The sequence below is a fragment of the Yeosuana marina genome, from assembly GCF_011762485.1.
Classification (GTDB): Bacteria; Bacteroidota; Bacteroidia; order Flavobacteriales; family Flavobacteriaceae; genus Yeosuana; species Yeosuana marina.
In genome coordinates this window covers 280,092-297,420 of the sequence record NZ_JAAKGI010000025.1, presented here as the reverse complement: position 1 = coordinate 297,420, position 17,329 = coordinate 280,092, and the positions used below count along the sequence as shown (strand labels likewise).

The 17,329-nt window shown below is 31.0% G+C and carries 19 protein-coding genes; 5 read left to right on the top strand and 14 right to left on the bottom strand.

Going from position 1 to position 17,329, the window contains the following annotated elements; genetic code table 11:
* Positions 1 to 51: 51 nt before the first annotated feature.
* The 4 genes from G5V56_RS13760 to G5V56_RS13745 form a co-directional block, all read right to left on the bottom strand.
* On the bottom strand, positions 52 to 1,509 hold the full coding sequence (locus G5V56_RS13760) for an NAD(P)/FAD-dependent oxidoreductase (protein ID WP_166965995.1): 1,458 nt from the start codon (positions 1,507 to 1,509) through the stop codon (positions 52 to 54).
* Positions 1,510 to 1,583: 74 nt separating this feature from the next.
* Positions 1,584 to 2,621 carry a cytochrome d ubiquinol oxidase subunit II gene (gene cydB / locus G5V56_RS13755; protein ID WP_166965993.1) on the bottom strand — a complete coding sequence of 346 codons (1,038 nt, stop codon included), beginning with the start codon at positions 2,619 to 2,621 and terminating at the stop codon, positions 1,584 to 1,586.
* 10 nt (positions 2,622 to 2,631) lie between these two features.
* Complete coding sequence (locus G5V56_RS13750; RefSeq protein WP_166965991.1) at positions 2,632 to 3,978, bottom strand: cytochrome ubiquinol oxidase subunit I; 1,347 nt, start codon at positions 3,976 to 3,978, stop codon at positions 2,632 to 2,634.
* Positions 3,979 to 4,142: 164 nt separating this feature from the next.
* The gene (locus tag G5V56_RS13745) at positions 4,143 to 4,664 is read right to left on the bottom strand and encodes a ferritin-like domain-containing protein (protein ID WP_166965989.1); all 522 of its coding nucleotides are present in this window, start codon (positions 4,662 to 4,664) and stop codon (positions 4,143 to 4,145) included.
* A gap of 253 nt (positions 4,665 to 4,917) precedes the next feature.
* On the opposite strand from G5V56_RS13745, the gene G5V56_RS13740 reads away from it, so the two are divergent.
* Both G5V56_RS13740 and G5V56_RS13735 read left to right on the top strand, forming a co-directional pair.
* On the top strand, positions 4,918 to 5,295 hold the full coding sequence (locus G5V56_RS13740) for a hypothetical protein (RefSeq protein ID WP_166965987.1): 378 nt from the start codon (positions 4,918 to 4,920) through the stop codon (positions 5,293 to 5,295).
* Positions 5,296 to 5,378: 83 nt separating this feature from the next.
* Positions 5,379 to 7,481: a TonB-dependent receptor gene (locus G5V56_RS13735; RefSeq protein ID WP_166965985.1), complete on the top strand. Its 2,103-nt coding sequence runs from the start codon at positions 5,379 to 5,381 to the stop codon at positions 7,479 to 7,481.
* 70 nt (positions 7,482 to 7,551) lie between these two features.
* On the opposite strand, the gene G5V56_RS13730 is transcribed toward G5V56_RS13735, so the two are convergent.
* The 9 genes from G5V56_RS13730 to G5V56_RS13690 form a co-directional block, all read right to left on the bottom strand.
* Complete coding sequence (locus G5V56_RS13730; protein ID WP_166965983.1) at positions 7,552 to 8,268, bottom strand: peroxiredoxin; 717 nt, start codon at positions 8,266 to 8,268, stop codon at positions 7,552 to 7,554.
* A gap of 91 nt (positions 8,269 to 8,359) precedes the next feature.
* Complete coding sequence (locus G5V56_RS19210) at positions 8,360 to 8,812, bottom strand: methyltransferase family protein (RefSeq protein ID WP_166965981.1); 453 nt, start codon at positions 8,810 to 8,812, stop codon at positions 8,360 to 8,362.
* 49 nt (positions 8,813 to 8,861) lie between these two features.
* Positions 8,862 to 9,008 carry a hypothetical protein gene (locus G5V56_RS13720; protein WP_166965978.1) on the bottom strand — a complete coding sequence of 49 codons (147 nt, stop codon included), beginning with the start codon at positions 9,006 to 9,008 and terminating at the stop codon, positions 8,862 to 8,864.
* Positions 9,009 to 9,221: 213 nt separating this feature from the next.
* Positions 9,222 to 9,710, bottom strand: coding sequence for a hypothetical protein (locus G5V56_RS13715; RefSeq protein ID WP_166965976.1), 489 nt, complete (start codon positions 9,708 to 9,710; stop codon positions 9,222 to 9,224).
* A gap of 46 nt (positions 9,711 to 9,756) precedes the next feature.
* Positions 9,757 to 10,308, bottom strand: a complete 552-nt coding sequence (locus tag G5V56_RS13710; protein WP_166965974.1) for a YceI family protein — start codon at positions 10,306 to 10,308, stop codon at positions 9,757 to 9,759.
* Between the two features lie 104 nt (positions 10,309 to 10,412).
* Positions 10,413 to 11,093, bottom strand: coding sequence for a hypothetical protein (locus G5V56_RS13705; protein ID WP_166965972.1), 681 nt, complete (start codon positions 11,091 to 11,093; stop codon positions 10,413 to 10,415).
* A gap of 32 nt (positions 11,094 to 11,125) precedes the next feature.
* A complete protein-coding gene (locus tag G5V56_RS13700) occupies positions 11,126 to 11,671 on the bottom strand; it encodes a hypothetical protein (RefSeq protein WP_166965970.1) in 546 nt (181 codons plus the stop codon).
* Between the two features lie 143 nt (positions 11,672 to 11,814).
* A complete protein-coding gene (locus G5V56_RS13695; protein WP_166965968.1) occupies positions 11,815 to 12,201 on the bottom strand; it encodes a PepSY-like domain-containing protein in 387 nt (128 codons plus the stop codon).
* Between the two features lie 192 nt (positions 12,202 to 12,393).
* The gene (locus G5V56_RS13690; RefSeq protein WP_166965966.1) at positions 12,394 to 12,999 is read right to left on the bottom strand and encodes a Crp/Fnr family transcriptional regulator; all 606 of its coding nucleotides are present in this window, start codon (positions 12,997 to 12,999) and stop codon (positions 12,394 to 12,396) included.
* A 373-nt stretch (positions 13,000 to 13,372) separates the two neighbouring features.
* On the opposite strand from G5V56_RS13690, the gene G5V56_RS13685 reads away from it, so the two are divergent.
* A complete protein-coding gene (locus G5V56_RS13685) occupies positions 13,373 to 14,101 on the top strand; it encodes an FKBP-type peptidyl-prolyl cis-trans isomerase (RefSeq protein ID WP_166965964.1) in 729 nt (242 codons plus the stop codon).
* A 123-nt stretch (positions 14,102 to 14,224) separates the two neighbouring features.
* Positions 14,225 to 15,109 carry a GTPase Era gene (gene era / locus G5V56_RS13680; protein WP_166965962.1) on the top strand — a complete coding sequence of 295 codons (885 nt, stop codon included), beginning with the start codon at positions 14,225 to 14,227 and terminating at the stop codon, positions 15,107 to 15,109.
* 7 nt (positions 15,110 to 15,116) lie between these two features.
* Here the strand turns inward: era and G5V56_RS13675 are convergent, their stop codons facing one another.
* Positions 15,117 to 15,614: a GTP-binding protein gene (locus G5V56_RS13675; RefSeq protein WP_166965960.1), complete on the bottom strand. Its 498-nt coding sequence runs from the start codon at positions 15,612 to 15,614 to the stop codon at positions 15,117 to 15,119.
* Between the two features lie 174 nt (positions 15,615 to 15,788).
* Between G5V56_RS13675 and der the strand changes: the two genes are divergently transcribed.
* Positions 15,789 to 17,093 (top strand): ribosome biogenesis GTPase Der, encoded by a 1,305-nt coding sequence (gene der / locus G5V56_RS13670; protein WP_166965958.1) that lies wholly within the window; start codon positions 15,789 to 15,791, stop codon positions 17,091 to 17,093.
* The last annotated feature ends 236 nt before the right edge of the window (positions 17,094 to 17,329 follow it).

Here is a 17,329-nt window from a genome sequence, read left to right as displayed (position 1 = left end):
TTTGATAATTAATTCTTTTAAATTTTAATCCAATCAAATAAATTGATTCCTTTATTCAGGAATCAACCACCAGAAGGGTTTCATTTTGGCTTTGTAAATAAAAGCGTAATGTAACGCTAGTTTTAACCAATGTCCGGCTAGTCCTATAGACCCAAACGTTTTACCTAAATGGCGTCCTTGGGTTTTTGAAAACTTTTTATAATCAGGTATTATAGGAAATGTTGTAATGCTTATACCGCTACCGTCTAGCAGACCATAGCCAGCAGAAGCAATACAGGCTGCTCCCATATTACCCATAGAGCCTTTATGTTTTAATGATTCTTTTCCACTTTTGACGGAGTCAATAATATTATCTGCCACTAATTTTGCAGTTATTCCTGAAGGCATTCCAGTTCTTGGAGGCGCAGGAAATATATCTGTTCCATTTCTGCTTTTTCTTGGTTTTGAAATGGTATGAGGTGGTGCAAATGCAATACCTGGTGCAAAAATATTTTTATAACTAGGATTTTGATATGTTTCTGGCCAATCTTGAACGGTCCACTCCTCGTAAGGTCTTGGCGTATAGTCGGCATCAACAATCATAAATCCTTTGAATAGTTTATCCGTGATTTCTTGATTGTTTTTATCAAAAGCCTTAAAACCATGACCAGAAAATGACGGAATCAACATAGCGAAATCAAAAGGTTCTGATTTATTGTCTCCTTCTAAATTTTCGTAATGTGCAACACCATCTTCAATTTTATTAACACCTGCTCCAAGAATCCATTTAATATCTCTATCCTCAAAAATCATTTCTACCATTTCGCTTGACTTCATGGTAATCGATCCATAACTCATCAGCATACCATCCATTCCAAAATCACCTAGTTTGTATTCATTGGAAATCCAAGTAATTTCAGCCATATCGCGAACTTTGTGTTTGCGTAATTCTTGTTCAACATTTAATATATATTCAAAAGCGGCACCTTGACACGTCGCTTTTGCATGACCTGTTCCAATAAGAATTTTAGCTTTTTTACCTTGTTTCATTTCTTGAATGACGTTATTCAAGCCATCCCAAGCGTGTTCTGCATGCGTGTAGGTACAAACAGAATAGGTTTTGTTTGTGCCAGGATTTAATCCATTGGTAGCTTCAAAATTTAATTTTGGCCCGGTAGCATTAATTAGATAATCATAGGTTACTTTTTCTTGAGTTCCTTGTTTGTCTCCAGTAACATATTCAGCCATGACGTAAGGCTTACTCTCTTCAAGATCTCCTTCTGGATGAAACGTTACCGCTTTGGCTTGTTTAAAATCAATACCTTTCTTTTTATATAATGGTGCTAATGGGAATAATATTTTTTTAGATGGCATTCTTCCAATTCCAACCCAAATATTAGAGGGAATCCATTGATAATTACTATTAGGAGACACAACAACAACTTCATGTTCTTTAGTTAGCTTTCTTCGTAGATGTGAAGCAGCTACATGACCAGAAATTCCAGCTCCTAAAACTACTATTTTTGACATATTTATTGGTTTAGTTCGTCAAATGTAATCTGATATTATAAGTTATCTGGTTACAATTGTTACATAAGAAAAAATTAATAACTGGTATCATCTAATTTTACTTTTCCGTAAAAGGTTTTGTAAAGAAAAATAAAATATCCAGCCAATAAAGGTGTGCCAATAAGTACTATGGTTAACATGATTCCCAATGATTTTTGTGAGGATGCGGCATTATAAATGGTTACACTATGTTCTGGATGAATTGTAGATGGTAACAATACAGGATATAATTGAAACGCAACCAACATAAGCAAAAAGGCCATGGTTAATGATGAAAAAACTAGTGCGTACGAATACTTCTTTTTTGATACTAATCTAGGAACATTAGCCACTGCTAAAAAGGCTAGTATTGGTAAAACAAAAAATATAGGAGTTTCTTTAAAATTATCGGCTACACCAGGAATAAATATTAGTGTATATAAAGATGTTATAGAGAAACTTATTATAAAAAAGATCATTCCTTTTTTTAATAAAAATGTTATTCTTGCATATAAGCGACCTTCCGTTTTTAGTAATAGGAAAATGGCGCCCTGAGTCATAAAAATAGATAAGGTTGTAAATCCAACCATAATGGCGTACGGACTTAAAAAGGAAAAGAATATGCCTCCTTGATATGTAAAGTTTGGACCAATTTCAAAACCTTGTAAAACATTTCCTAAAACCACTCCTAATAAAAAAGCAATTAATGTATTTGATACAAAATAGATTATATCCCATGTTTTTCTCCACCAAAGCATCTCTTCTGCACTCCTAAATTTTATGGCGGAAGATCGCAAAACTAAAAGGATTAAAAATAGCATAAAAGGAATATACATAGCAGAAAGCATTGTAGCATACATAACAGGGAATCCTGCAAATAAAGCGCCACCTCCAATAATTAGCCATACTTGGTTAGCATCCCAAATAGGCCCAATAGCATTAATGGCTATTCGTCTGCTTAAATCTTTCTTTAAAAATAAATGCCATGCGCCTGCTCCATAGTCAAAGCCCTCTAAAATAGCATAGCCTGAAAATAATAATCCTACAACTAAATACCATAGTGTTGGATAATCTATACCTAAAAATGTTTCCATTTGTTTTTTTTTAAATAATTTCTAATTCATTTTTTGCTTCGTCGTATGGCCCATTTTTTATTTTCTTATTCAAAGAATATAGAAATAAAATTAATAACAGGGTATAAACCACTGTGAACAGAACTAATGAAAACACAATTTGATTGGATGAAACTTCTTGTGAAAAGCCTTCACTAGTTCGTAAATGTCCGTAAACAATCCAAGGTTGTCTTCCCATTTCGGCAGCAAACCATCCTACTTGATTAGCTATTTGAGGTAAAATAACAGAAAACGCAAAAATTTTCATAAGCCATTTGGTTTCAAATAATTTTCCTCTCCACCATAAAAAACTAGCATAAAAGGTTAGAGCTATTAAAAATAGTCCAATTGAAATCATAATATGATAAAATTGAAAAACCGCATTAACTTGTCCAGGTCTTTCATCTTCAGGAAACGCATTTAAGCCTGTAATAGGTGCGTTAAAATCTTGATGAACTAAAAATGATAAGCCTCCGGGAATCCCCAGTCCTGTGACTTTTTGATTTTCGTCATCTACCCAACCAAAAGCATATAAATCGGCTGGTGCAGATTTATCATAATGGCCTTCCATTGCAGCTAATTTTGCTGGTTGGTTTACGGCAACACCATCGGCAGAACTGTGTCCTGATAGTAGTTGTGTAAACGATACTACTGTAGCAACTGCTAATGCAATTTTAAAAGCCTTTTTAGAGATTTCAACATATCTTCCTTTTAATATATAATAGGCATGAACACTTAAAACTAAAAACGCTCCTGCTAAAAAGGCGCCTTGCCATGTATGAATAATTCTATCGACGCTTGAAGGGTTAAAAACCATAGCCCAAAAATCGGTAACTTCGGCTCTGGCACTTAAACCTTCACCAACAATATGATAGCCTGCAGGAGTTTGTTGCCAACTGTTAGCAACTACAATCCAAACGGCAGAAAACATGGAACCGAAAAATACGCCTATAGTAGAAATAAAATGAACTTTAGGAGACACTCTATTCCAACCAAAAATTAAAATACCTAAAAAAGTACTTTCTAAACCAAAAGCAAATAACCCTTCTGCAGCTAAAGCACTACCGAAAATATCTCCAACATATTTTGAATATACAGCCCAATTGGTACCAAATTCAAATTCCATAATAATTCCAGTTGCAACACCAATACCAAATGTTATTGCAAATATTTTTAACCAAAAACGGGTAAGCACTTCATAGGCTTTTTTTCCTGTTTTTAAATATAAGCCTTCCATAATAACCATGATAAGTCCAATACCAATACTTAAAGGCGGATAGATATAATGAAAGGCAATTGTAAAAGCAAATTGTATTCTTGCTAAAATTTCTGTATCCATAATAATTTTTTTTGCAAAGTTATGTTAGTTAAAAATAGTATGGAGCAACTATTGTTACTCAGTTTAAAAAGTTATTAAGATTATATAAAGGTTAAAAATTAGGGATTAAAATTATAGTGTTAAACAGATATTTTTAACTGTAAGGTTTTCAGTTTTTTACACAATTATTGATTTTGAAATTTAGATAGATTTCTGCTAAAAGCTCGTAAATGGTTGTTCGAAGCAAAAATTAATTTAGAATACACATCTTTAATTTGAGAATTAGTGGTGAGTTTTTTTGCCTTTTCTAAATCATAAATATCTGTAACTTCAATAGTTTTACCTACTTCTAACGCATCGTATTTTGATTTTAATCCTTTTTCAGTTAAATCATTATATAATTTTTGTAACTCTTTATTATAAAAAACACCTCGCTTATCACTAAACTGATAACTTATTTTATTACTATTTAGCAAGTTTTCCATCATATCCATATGGCGTTGTTCACTTTGCTTGATATTATTAAAGACTCTTAAATTCCATTTTTTATCTAATAATTCATAAACATCACGAGCTACTTTCTCTTCTTCAAGCATGTATTTCATGTCTTTAATTTCTTGGGATGAAAGATTAGCTGTTTGGCTAAAAGAGTTATAACTTATTACAGTAAAAAGAACAAAAAATAATTTAGAGGTTACCTGTTTCATTGTTTTTAGAAATTATTTGGTTAAATGCATTTTCAATTAAAATTGGTTACTATTAATGTATCCTGAATTTTTAATAGGAAACATCAAATTTTTTATCAAAGGTAGAATAGTTTAAAATGCTGAATAGTAACCAATGTTACCCAATTTATGAGATAGTTTTGATTTGTTATTTATTTAAGATGACAGATTAAAAGTTTTAAATTGATGTAACAAATGTATCATTGTTCTGCGTAAAAGTTTTAATTTTGCAAACTTGAAAATTGTTACAACCATATTATCCTTTCTGCTTACTTTAACTATTTTATTTAATAGTTTAAGGGTGTCTTATGTGTATGCCTACTATTATTTGGATACAGCTGATTTTATTGAAAATCTTTGTGTAAATAAGGATAAGCCCGAAATGCATTGTAATGGAAAATGTCATTTAAAGAAGGTTGCGCAAGAAAACAGTGCAAAAGATGATAAGGTACCGTTTAAGGATATTAATTTTAAAGAAATAATTCTGTATGTTGTTGCCCAAACAAGCTACAACTTTATAAATACTACAGTAAAGAAGAAAGAAATAAGCTCATATACTAATCTATATGCTTTTTTAGTAACTTCAAGCTTAGATCACCCTCCACAAGTTTAGTTCTCATATCATAAATTTAAACAATACAGAAGGTTTAGTAATCTTCTGGCAAATTATTTATTTCAATTTTTAAATATTAAAAAATGAGAACATTTTATAGTGTGCTTTGTTGCACGCTTATTTATGCTATGTCTTTTTCTCAAGAAACAAAAGACAAGGCGCAAGATTCTATTAGTCAAAAAACAGTCAAGCTTGATGAGGTTTTAATAACAGGAAACAAGATGACTGATCCTGTTTTGACTCAAGTATCCAATGACTATCAAAAAAATATTGTTCAACCTAAAAATGTAGCCGATTTGTTTAATAACATTAATGGTTTTTCGGTTATAAAACGAGGAAATTATGCTACAGATCCATCATTTAGAGCATCACAATACGAACAATTAAACATTCAATATGATGGTGGAACCAAAGCTATGAATGCTTGTCCCAACAGAATGGATCCTATTACGACACACATTATTCCAGAAGAAGTTTCAAAAATAGAAATTATAAAAGGGCCATATACAGTGCGTTATGGAGCTACTTTTGGAGGTGTTATTAATATTGTGACCGATAAAATAAATTCAGAAGACAAAGGTTTTCATGGGAAAGTGTCTGGAGGTTACGAGTCTAATGGAAATTCCTTTGTTACCATGTTGCAGTTACAACAAGTTACCGATAAGTATGATATAGTAGGTAATGTTGGTTATAGAGATTTTGGAAGTTATGAAGATGGCAGCCAAGTTGAAATTCCTTCATCATTTCGCAGTACAGATTACGGATTGAAATTTGGGTATAACTTAACTGAAAACCAGCGTTTGCAAGCACATTGGAGACAATCATTTGGTAGAGATGTTCTGCATGCGGGCTTACCAATGGACACCGATTATGATAATAGCAGCATTTTGTCTTTAGATTACAAATGGTCTAATATTGGAGATGTTATAAAGTCTTTTACAGCAAAAGCTTATTATAGTTATGTAGATCATTTAATGACAAATACGCTACGTCCGTCGTTTATGATGACTGAAGCATCTTCTGCAGTTGACGCTACGACTATAGGCGGCAAGCTAGAATTAAACTGGAAACCGACGAGTAAACTTAATGTTTTTAGTGGTATAGATTTGTTTCATATTGCTAGAGATGGAGGAAGAGATAGATTGGTTAAAGTTATGAATGGTATGACGTTACCAACGCCAAGGTTATTTAAAGATAAAGTATGGCAAGATTCTTATATTGATGATATTGGTTTGTTTACAGAGGCTAAATGGTCTGTTAATTCGTCTACCATTGTGACGGCTGGTATGCGTACCGATATTTTAACATCAGATATTAGAGACCCAGAAGCAGATTTTGATGCGATGTACAGATTAAAAAAACGCACAGAACAAAATGTAAGCGGAACAGTTTCTGTTAAAAAAACAGTCTCAGATAATTTTATTTTAGAAGCTGCTTTTGGTCGTGGTGTACGTTCAGCAAATATGATAGAGCGTTATATTAATCACTTTACTGTTGGACAAGACTCTTATGAGTATATTGGAAATCCTAATTTAAAAGCTGAGGTTAACAATCAATTTGAAATTGGTTTTAAAGGACATGAAGATTTAAAGGGAATTTTTAATTCGTTTAAATACGAAACATCTTTTTATTATTCATTTTTCGATAATTACATTGTAGCGGTTGTAGATCCTAATTTAACTAGAAAATATATGCCAACAATGCAACCGGTTAATCCTAAAGTATTTCAGAATTTAGACAATGCCTATAAAACAGGTTTCGAGGTTATGGGTCAACTAGATTTTTTAAACGATTATTATATGAAGGCAGCAGGAGCTTATGTGTATGCTAAAAATAAGGATTTTTCTGAATCTTTACCGCTTACGCCTCCGTTTAAGCTAATGCTTTCAACTGGTTTTGAAAAGGAAAAACTTTGGGCTAATGCACAATATAATGTTACAAGTGCACAAAATAATATTTCTAAAACGTTTGGAGAAACCAAAACAGAGGGCTACCAAACTTTAGATCTTCGTTTGGGAGTAAAACCATTTAAAAATGTGTCTTTAGGTGTGGCTGTTTTAAATGTATTTGATCAAACCTATCATGATCATCTAAACTTTTCTTTTAATAATCAAGCAGATTTTGGAGCAGTTCCTATTACTGAGCCAGGTAGAAATATAACTGTCTTTTTTCAAAAGAAATTTTAATAAAAATTAAAGATTGTAAAAAGAAAAGAGCCTCAATATTGAGGCTCTTTTTTAATTAAATAGATACTATTTATTTTTTAAGTATTTCTTTTAAAACGGTATCTTTATCAAGTTTTTTGGTACAGAAAAACCAATCCTCACATTTTAAATCGTCAGTATTAGTCATTCTTTCTTCAGCAACACCACAAGATCCAGCTGGCGAAATAATAACATCATCTCCTGGATACCAATCGGCCGGTGTGGCTACGTTAAACTTATCAGAAGCTTGCATGGCTATCAAAGCTCTGTAAATTTCATCAAAATTTCTTCCTAAGCTTAAAGGGTAGTAAATAATAGCCCTCACAATACTTTTTGGATCTATAAAAAACACAGCTCTAACGGCTTGAGTTTTACTTTCTCCTGGTTGAATCATACCATATTTTTTGGCAACTTCCATAGAGATATCTTCAATTAAAGGAAATTTAACTTCAATGTCTTTCATGCCATTAAATTTAATTTTTTCCTTTATGGTTCTTAACCATGCAATGTGGCTATATAGACCATCAATAGAAAGGCCTACTAATTTACAGTTTGCATTATTAAATTTTTCTTCTAAATGCGCAAACGTCATAAATTCAGAGGTGCAAACAGGTGTAAAATCTGCTGGATGACTAAAAAGAATTGTCCATTCACCTTCAAAATCAGAAGGGAAATTTATATCACCTTGTGTTGTTACTGCTTTAAACTCTGGTGCTTTGTCGCCAATTCTTGGCATTGAAAATTGTTGTTGTTCTTGTTCTAACTCCATAATACTATAGTTTTTATTTATTATTTTTAAAATTTCTGTAAATATAATCTATAACAAGTTATTCAATAGCAACTTTTGTTACATACATAGATTAAATTTTAGGAAAAAATCTCCCTGTTGTTTTTCTATATGTATTGTAGTTTGTAAATTTTTTTAATAGCTGTTTTTCTTCGTAATCCGATTTTAAATAAAAAAGGATAAGTAGTAGAGTTGATACTAAAACCTTATAGGCGGAGCCATAATATATGGCATATCCAAAAAATGATAATACTATTCCGGTGTAAATAGGATGCCGAATATAATTATATACACTACGCGTTACCAAAACTGAATTTGATTTTGGTGAAGGGAAAGGCGATAAATTTTTATTAAGTAACACAAGCGAAACCGTACTTAACAAGATTCCTATTACTACTAAACCAATAGCGATTATACTAATTGTATAGTTAGAATTAAACTTGTATAAATTGATTTTAAAAAAATATACAATAAACAAGAGACATTGTAGTACAACGAAAACAACATCTTTTGTTTTTAATTTCATTTAAATGGAATGACTTTATAAAAATAGTATTTCTATTTTTATAGTGGTTTTAATCTTCTTTTGGCTCTTCTTTTTTCTTTCCACCCATCATAAAGGCAATAAGAAATCCTATTAAAGAAAGACAAACAATTCCAAATATAGCAATCATTATTGCTCCATTAGTCCAACTGTAAAGTGCTATGTTTTGAGTTATCATAATTATCTAGTATAAGTTTAGAATTTCGTAAAAATAAAAATAGGATTTGGTATTTAATATGATTTTTATCAGTTATTCTAAGGAGCGTTTGGAAGTCTATCTAAAACTTTAGTAATGTTGAATTTTTTAATCTTTATCCCAGTATTTGTTAAATTATGATAACTAAAAACCTATTATTTAAGTAGTTCTGATTCTTAATTTAAGAGAAGATAACTATTTTTTCATATTTCCTGTAAATGCAGCCAAAATGCCAAGTATTACAACTGTAGCAACGGTTTCTACATACGTTGAAAATACAATGGCTATAACAGAAAAATTATTATTAAAAGTTTCATCGGTTTTTACCAATTGTAACTCACTATGACTTTCAGTTAAAAAAATTAATATAATTGGTAGATATAATAAACAATAATAAAAACCAGTTCTGGCACATAATAAAAAGGCATCTAAGAATTTTATATTTTCATGCTTACTTTTTTTATAATCCCATATCAGCATAAAAAATCCGATCATGATAAAAAAGATATTTATAGATCGAATTGCTAATGATTCATAAATACCAGCTTTTTTAAATATAACCCCTAAAGTTACAGATGCTAGTAATATCAATATGGCGTAAAACCATGCAAATCTATTTTTAGACCATTCATATCTGTTTATAAAACTGAATTTTGACTGTTTTGATTTTTCTGTAGTTTCCATAATTGACTTTTAAAAATTATACTAGCTTTCTGTGTTCTATTTTACTTTAGGTGTTTGATAATGGTTTATCAAAAACCAATTTAATTTTAAACGATACAGTATTAGGGGCAAGCTCAAAAGGTAAATTAAAGGTAAAGTAATCACGAACTCTCATATCAAAATTCCCTTCAAGAATAATTGAATTATCCGAATCTTTTCTCGTAAAATCAATTTTAACTGGAGCTATTCTTCTGCGAAACTCTAAATTACCAGACACCATCAGTTTGTTATCACCTGTAAGTTTTATTTTGTTACTTTTAAAACTCATATCGGGATTGTACCAACTATTCCCAATCCATTCAAGATATCCAGAATTAATTCCTGTAAATGAATTTAAAGGGACATCGAAAGAAATTTTTTCGATGCTATCGTTATCATCATTAAATGAAATTTTGCCTTCAATTTGATTACTATCTCCTTCAATAGGATAAACCGGACCAAAATTTACTTTGTATGATATTTGTGTTCCTGCATCTTGTTGTTGAGCATACATGCTACTCGACATATAACAAGCAAAAAGTACAGTTAGGATGAGTTGGAAAAAATTATTACGTTTCATTGTTTTAATTTATTTAACGGTTATTTTTTAAGTGTTTTTATTCAAACTCAAAAATTTTAAATGTCATTTTATTTGTACAATATTTTGTTCTCCAGTATTTGATTTTAAAAATCAGTAGAGTTTTTGTAATACTGGGGCGAATATGTTTTGAAATGATCATTGGTTTTTTTCGAGTAGGCTTTGGCTTTTGTTTCCCAAGCTTTTAATTCTTTTTCAAGGCTTTCACCTTCTTTTAGTAAACGATCTCTATCTTTTTTAGAGTTTTGATCTAAACTTGCTTCTTCTTTTTTGAGATTTGCAATCATACCACTAAAATTTCTTTTAGTTTTAGCTGAAGACACATTTGCAGGTTTTACAAGCATATACACATCTTCGGTTCCAGAAAGGTATTCGTGATTTATGTTTAGTTCTGCATTAACAATGGCTTCTTTAAGACCTTCAGTTGAGATATCCTCGTTAGAGTCAAGTCTTCCAGCAATATTAGTTAATTCATCAATAGCGTAATCTAAATTAACTTTGCTTAAACCGTTTATATTGGCTCCCTCGGCTTTTAATGCTAATATTCCTTTTTGTATTTGGGCTGATGCTTCAGCTTTATCATTAGCTGCATAGGCTTTTATAGCCTTATCAAAATCTTCATCAGATAGTCTTGGGACTTCATCAATCGTTTCTGTCTTTACTATATCGTCTTCAATTTTAGTAGCTTTGTTATTGTTGTCTTTGTTGTTACAAGACGTAAATAATGTGGTTGCAAAAGCTACTATTACAATTTTATTAAGGTTCATAATACTATTTGTTTTATGATTTATAATTAGTTTTAAGATGTTTTAGGAGATCGAATTAAATCGTTTAATACTTTACCATTACCATCTATGTATATTTTCATTTTTTTTGCTCCTTTTTCAAGAATGATTTTGTATTGCTCTTTTGGCTTACGACCTCTATAGTGAGTCATTTTATAGACATCATTTTTTACAATCCATCCTGGATATGCTTCAGCTATTGATTTATCGATATCAACTGGTAAGGCTTCTTTATGAGCAATCTCCTCGGTACCTAAAAGTTTTCCACTTTCATCATAAGTAGCTGTTATTTTTTTATTGTTTCCTACTACATAAATTTGATAAGTATTGTAATCCAGGTTCGGATCTTGATCGTTGTTTATTGCAACATCATTTTTAAAGAATTTTAATGGAATGGCTTTAAAATCTTGGTAAACAGATCCAGGGAAATCTTCGGCTAAAGATTTAAGTATTACGGGTGGTACTTTATCTTTAGTTATTTTAGTTTCAAAAAACTGATCTTGTGCTAAAGTGTTTGTTACACTTCCTACGATAAATAGGGCAATAATTAAATTTTTCATTTTATTACATTTTTTAGTTAAACATTTTTTTCTCAATTATGGAATAAAATTACATGCGAATTGAAAGGAGTTCTGCTACTTTTATAGCACTTAATTAAAGTTTTAGAAAACTTTAAGAGTCTTAGCTATTGATTTAAAAAACTTTAAGAAACTTTTTTCTTTGTGGTGTACTCAGAAGTATCAATGCTAACTTGATAAGCATGATTGCCAGAATTCATTTCGAAAATAAAAGATGAGCTGTCAGGTTTTTCTAAGAACAATACTTTTTGAAGATTTTCAAAGTTGTAGTGAGATGTAAAATAAGATATTTCCTTTTCTGGTAAACAATAAAAGGGTTTATAACTTTCTGTTTGTAACCAAACTCCACTTTTATTAAAAAGGGCTTTGTGTTCGGTTTTTTGTAAAATAAATGTAGCTTTCCAGATGTACTTATTTACCTGCTCCCAAGTAACAAACGTGGCATTAGGATACTTTGCTTTTAAGGTTTTAATTAGTTTTCTGGACGGCTTTTTATTAAGCCAATTAACCATTGTAAAAAGAATTTTAACTAATACCAATTTGAAAAAACGTTTAATTCTTCTCATAGCTATTGAATAAAAAATAAAAATGGTTTTCTGTTTTTAGATTTTAAACAAATGTAGCTTTAAGAATCATTACAAAACCACTACTAAAGTAGCAGATGATTAGTTAAAAATAAATGAATATGAGTTGATGTATAAACTTTATATATTAGTATATTTTTCTTCAGCAATGGCTATTAGGGTATCTAGATTTTCAATGTCTATGTGTTTGCGTTTTACCGATATAGCTCCTGCTTTTTTGAGTTCTTGAATATGTCTGTTAACAACAGCTCTGGTAGTGCCTATTAAATTGGCAATCTCATTATTTGGTAAATTATTAATGGTTTTTAGTTGATGGGACTCTCCGTCCATATGCTTTAACAATAAATGCGATAACCTTGTAAGGGTATTATGAAGACAAATATCATTGGATTCTTCTTCCAGCATACGCATCATATGTCCTATATATTTTAAAATGGAATGGTATATTTTAGGATTTTCTTCAATTATTTGATTCACTTCAATAATAGAAATAGTTAAAATTTCCAAATCGTCTAATGTTTCCCAATATACATCGTGAGTTTTATTATCCATTAAATGCATAACATCAAAAACATCTCCTTTTGTGAGTATGTAAATTGTGTGCTCTCTGCCAGTACTAGGATTTATCTGATACATTTTTAGTCGACCTGAAACAATTACATGAAGAGAAGAGTTAAACTCAAAACTACGTTTAAAAACACCTGCAGTCCATTTTATCCTAGTCATTTTTTTTATTAGGTGTTGTATATCTATACTATCGAGGTCTTTAAAAATTATAGACCCCTTAAGTGCTTCTAAACAGCGAAAATAATGTGGGTTTTCTGGAGTCATATATTGCTTTTTTAAGTTAAAGTCTTTCCTTAAAAATTAAGGACGTATTAATTGGATTATTAAAATTAACAATTAAAAGACAGTATTACGTTAAACAAAAATTAAAGTTTGTTTCAATTATATTAACTGATATAGTTGCTGTTTTGATTTAAAAAAATATTCAAATTATGGGGAAGTTTTATTAATTTATGAAAATTGTAACAAAAGCTTCCTTTGTTCTCGTTTTAAATTTGTTATTTTTGCTTGAATTTTTAAACAAAAACGACAAATGAAAATAATTAAATTTTTGGCAGTTATAGTTTTAACGACCCTAGTATCATCATGCAATAGTCAAGGTGTTACTAATAAGCCATTGAAAACAGAAATAGATTCTGTAAGTTATGCTATTGGTATGGATGTAGCAAGAAATGTAAAAAATAGTGTTTCTGAAATGGATACTGAATTATTTATGCAAGGATTCAAAAATGCTATGGACTCTACAAATATTTTAATAGATTCAGACAAAAGCCAAACAATTTTAAGTACGTACTTCAGAAAAAAACAAGAAACACAAAGAGCTAAACAACAAGAAGAACAAATTGCTAAAGCGGAAGAACAATTTGCTGATAATAAACTTGCAGGTGAGAAATTTTTAGAAGAAAACAAAACCAAAGAAGGTGTGCAAACTACTGCTAGCGGTTTACAATATATTGTTGAGAAACAAGGAACAGGTGAAAAGCCAACCGCTACTTCAAGAGTAAAAGTAAATTATCACGGAACTTTGATTGATGGAACTGTTTTTGATAGCTCTGTAGATAGAGGTAAACCAGCAGAATTTGGCGTAAACCAAGTTATAAAAGGTTGGACAGAAGGATTACAGTTAATGCCAGTTGGTTCTAAATACAAATTTTTTATTCCTCAAGATTTAGCTTATGGCTTCCAACAAAGAGGAGATAAAATCAAACCTTTTTCAGCATTAATTTTTGAAGTTGAACTTTTAGATATTACTAAAAAATAATTTCTTCAAAAAAAGAAACTTACAAAAACAGGAAGCTATGCTTCCTGTTTTTTTGTTTGCATAACTTGTATACTATAAATACAAATCAAGGTTGTAACTTTGCACCTTATAAATTAATAAACTATGGAGCATAAAGCAGGTTTTGTAAACATTATAGGTAATCCCAATGTTGGGAAATCGACCCTTATGAATGCTTTTGTTGGCGAGAAGTTATCTATCATCACGTCCAAAGCACAAACCACCAGACACCGTATTTTGGGTATTGTAAATGGCGATGATTTTCAGGTAGTTTTATCTGATACACCAGGAATTATTAAACCCGCTTACGAGTTGCAAGAAAGTATGATGGATTTTGTAAAATCAGCTTTTGAAGATGCCGATGTCTTATTGTATTTAGTTGAAATTGGTGAGCAAGAACTCAAAGACGAAGCCTTTTTTAATAAAATTACCAATTCAAAAATACCAGTTTTACTTCTTTTAAATAAAATTGATAAGTCACATCAAGAACAATTAGAATCGCAAGTTCAACTTTGGACAGAAAAAGTGCCTAATGCCGAAATTTTTCCTATTTCAGCTCTTGAAGGTTTTAATGTAAAAGAAGTATTTAATAGAATTATTGAGTTATTGCCAGAATCACCACCATTTTATCCAAAAGATCAATTAACAGATAAGCCGGAACGATTTTTTATTAATGAAACTATTCGGGAAAAAATCTTACTTCATTACAAAAAGGAAATTCCTTATGCAGTTGAAGTTGATACCGAAGAGTTTTTTGAAGAAGAAAATATCATCCGTGTTCGTTCAGTTATTATGGTAGAGCGCGATACTCAAAAAGGAATCATAATTGGTCATAAAGGAAGTGCCTTAAAACGTGTAGGTGTAGAAGCCAGAAAGGATCTTGAAAAATTCTTTGGAAAACAAATCCATATAGAATTGTATGTTAAGGTTAATAAGAATTGGCGGTCAAATATGAATCAGTTGAAACGTTTTGGTTATAACCAGAAATAGAGAATTTTTAATCAATTTTTAAAATTTCATTCATAAATTGCTGTAATTCGAGCATTTCATTTTTACTAGATGCTTTTCCTATACTACCTGCAAAATAAAGAACAAACCAAACAATCACCATGAAAAACATAAGACAGACTTGTATAGCATAACTTGATTTTAAGCACCAGTTAGTATATGCCCAAATACTAAAAGCTATAAATAATCCAGCTACCATAAAGTGTAAAAACATAAACAAAGTCCAAACTGTTGGATTTGGGCCAAAAAGACCATAAAGTAAACTCAATTTTTTATCTATTTCATTAATTTCTAAATGTAATTGCGGAGACCAAAAGTGTTGTCTGTGCTTTGGAAATTTTATAAAAACGTGGTCGTCAATTCTATTAACAATATAATTATTTTGTGATGCTTTTGCGTCTTCAAAATCTTTTAGCACAGATTCATTATCCCGTTCTAATTCTATTTTAAAGCGAGGTCTTAATACGATGGTATTGGTGGTTGACATCTAGTTTAGTTTTAAGTTTATTAAAATACTATTTTTTCTTGAAAAAATTAAACAATTTAATAGTTGCCAAAAAAGACCCTTACAAAGGGTATATTTTCTATTTTTGCAAAAAATTTAGCCAACCATGCTAAATAATTAAATCAGTCTTAGGCTGTTACAAATAATGTGAAGAGTATGAGTAATATAGTTGCTATAGTAGGACGACCAAATGTAGGGAAGTCAACATTTTTCAATCGTTTAATACAACGAAGGGAAGCCATTGTTGATGCGGTAAGTGGCGTTACAAGAGACAGACATTACGGAAAGAGTGATTGGAATGGCAGAGAATTTTCACTTATTGACACAGGTGGCTATGTATTGGGTAGTGATGATGTTTTTGAAGCACAAATTGATAAGCAAGTAGAATTAGCTATCGACGAAGCCGATGCTATTATCTTCATGGTTGATGTAGAGTCTGGCGTTACAGGAATGGATGAAGATGTTGCCAACTTATTACGAAAAGTAACCAAACCGGTATTTTTAGTAGTTAATAAAGTTGATAATGCAAAACGCGCAGAAGATGCTGTAGAGTTTTATTCATTAGGACTAGGAGATTATTTTACGATTGCAAGTATTAATGGGAGTGGAACAGGTGATTTGTTGGATGCTTTAGTAAAAGCGTTACCAGAAAAAGAAACGGTTGTAGAAGAAGAATTACCAAGATTTGCAGTAGTTGGCAGGCCTAATGCCGGGAAATCATCATTCATTAATGCATTGATGGGCGAGGACAGATATATTGTAACCGATATAGCGGGAACAACTCGCGATTCTATTGATACAAAATATAGTAGCTTCGGATTTGAGTTTAACTTGGTGGATACGGCAGGAATTCGACGTAAAGCTAAAGTTAAAGAAGATTTAGAGTTTTACTCAGTCATGAGAAGTGTGCGTGCCATAGAGCATAGTGATGTGTGTTTAATTGTTTTAGACGCCAATCGTGGGTTTGATGGACAAGTTCAAAATATTTTTTGGTTAGCCGAACGTAACCGAAAAGGGATTGTTATTTTGGTTAACAAATGGGATACAGTAGAAAAGGACCATAAATCTGTTAAAGATTATGAAAAAGCTATCAGACAACAAATGGAACCCTTCACAGATGTGCCTATCATTTTTATATCGGCAACCACAAAACAACGTATTTATAAGGCTATAGAAACAGCAGTTGAGGTTTATAAAAACAGATCAAAAAAGATAAAAACTAGTAAGCTTAACGAAATCTTACTACCTATTATTGAAAATTATCCACCACCAGCGTATAAGGCTAAGTATGTAAAAATTAAATACATCATGCAACTGCCAACGCCGCAACCGCAGTTTGCGTTCTTTTGTAACTTACCGCAATATGTAAAAGATCCGTATAAACGATTTTTAGAAAACAAACTAAGAGAACATTTTGGTTTTCATGGGGTGCCAATTAGTGTTTACATGCGTAAGAAATAGATTGTTTTAGATTTGATGTTTTTTAGCCCGAGTTTAGGAATTCAACATTTTTGCCTATTCATTTTTAAAAGATAATGCCACACTGACTCTTAAAGTGTATGATTTGTTATACCAAAATACTAATGCCAGACGTGTAGCTACAGAAAACTATATTGAAGATTCCCAAATTACTGCGTTAACCCAATATTTTATGTTAAGTTTTAGTTGAAAGTTTAACACGCTTGGAAAGGCAGGAG

Coding starts and splice junctions, on each gene's coding strand:
- cydB (WP_166965993.1), bottom strand. CDS start 2,621: ATGGAAACATTTTTAGGTATAGATTATCCAACACTATGGTATTTAGTT.
- G5V56_RS13760 (WP_166965995.1), bottom strand. CDS start 1,509: ATGTCAAAAATAGTAGTTTTAGGAGCTGGAATTTCTGGTCATGTAGCT.
- G5V56_RS13700 (WP_166965970.1), bottom strand. CDS start 11,671: ATGAAAAATTTAATTATTGCCCTATTTATCGTAGGAAGTGTAACAAAC.
- G5V56_RS13690 (WP_166965966.1), bottom strand. CDS start 12,999: ATGACTAGGATAAAATGGACTGCAGGTGTTTTTAAACGTAGTTTTGAG.
- G5V56_RS13745 (WP_166965989.1), bottom strand. CDS start 4,664: ATGAAACAGGTAACCTCTAAATTATTTTTTGTTCTTTTTACTGTAATA.
- G5V56_RS13705 (WP_166965972.1), bottom strand. CDS start 11,093: ATGAACCTTAATAAAATTGTAATAGTAGCTTTTGCAACCACATTATTT.
- G5V56_RS19210 (WP_166965981.1), bottom strand. CDS start 8,812: ATGAAATTAAAAACAAAAGATGTTGTTTTCGTTGTACTACAATGTCTC.
- G5V56_RS13710 (WP_166965974.1), bottom strand. CDS start 10,308: ATGAAACGTAATAATTTTTTCCAACTCATCCTAACTGTACTTTTTGCT.
- G5V56_RS13750 (WP_166965991.1), bottom strand. CDS start 3,978: ATGGATACAGAAATTTTAGCAAGAATACAATTTGCTTTTACAATTGCC.
- G5V56_RS13715 (WP_166965976.1), bottom strand. CDS start 9,710: ATGGAAACTACAGAAAAATCAAAACAGTCAAAATTCAGTTTTATAAAC.
- der (WP_166965958.1), top strand. CDS start 15,789: ATGAGTAATATAGTTGCTATAGTAGGACGACCAAATGTAGGGAAGTCA.
- G5V56_RS13685 (WP_166965964.1), top strand. CDS start 13,373: ATGAAAATAATTAAATTTTTGGCAGTTATAGTTTTAACGACCCTAGTA.
- G5V56_RS13735 (WP_166965985.1), top strand. CDS start 5,379: ATGAGAACATTTTATAGTGTGCTTTGTTGCACGCTTATTTATGCTATG.
- G5V56_RS13695 (WP_166965968.1), bottom strand. CDS start 12,201: ATGGTTAATTGGCTTAATAAAAAGCCGTCCAGAAAACTAATTAAAACC.
- G5V56_RS13675 (WP_166965960.1), bottom strand. CDS start 15,614: ATGTCAACCACCAATACCATCGTATTAAGACCTCGCTTTAAAATAGAA.
- G5V56_RS13720 (WP_166965978.1), bottom strand. CDS start 9,008: ATGATAACTCAAAACATAGCACTTTACAGTTGGACTAATGGAGCAATA.
- G5V56_RS13730 (WP_166965983.1), bottom strand. CDS start 8,268: ATGGAGTTAGAACAAGAACAACAACAATTTTCAATGCCAAGAATTGGC.
- era (WP_166965962.1), top strand. CDS start 14,225: ATGGAGCATAAAGCAGGTTTTGTAAACATTATAGGTAATCCCAATGTT.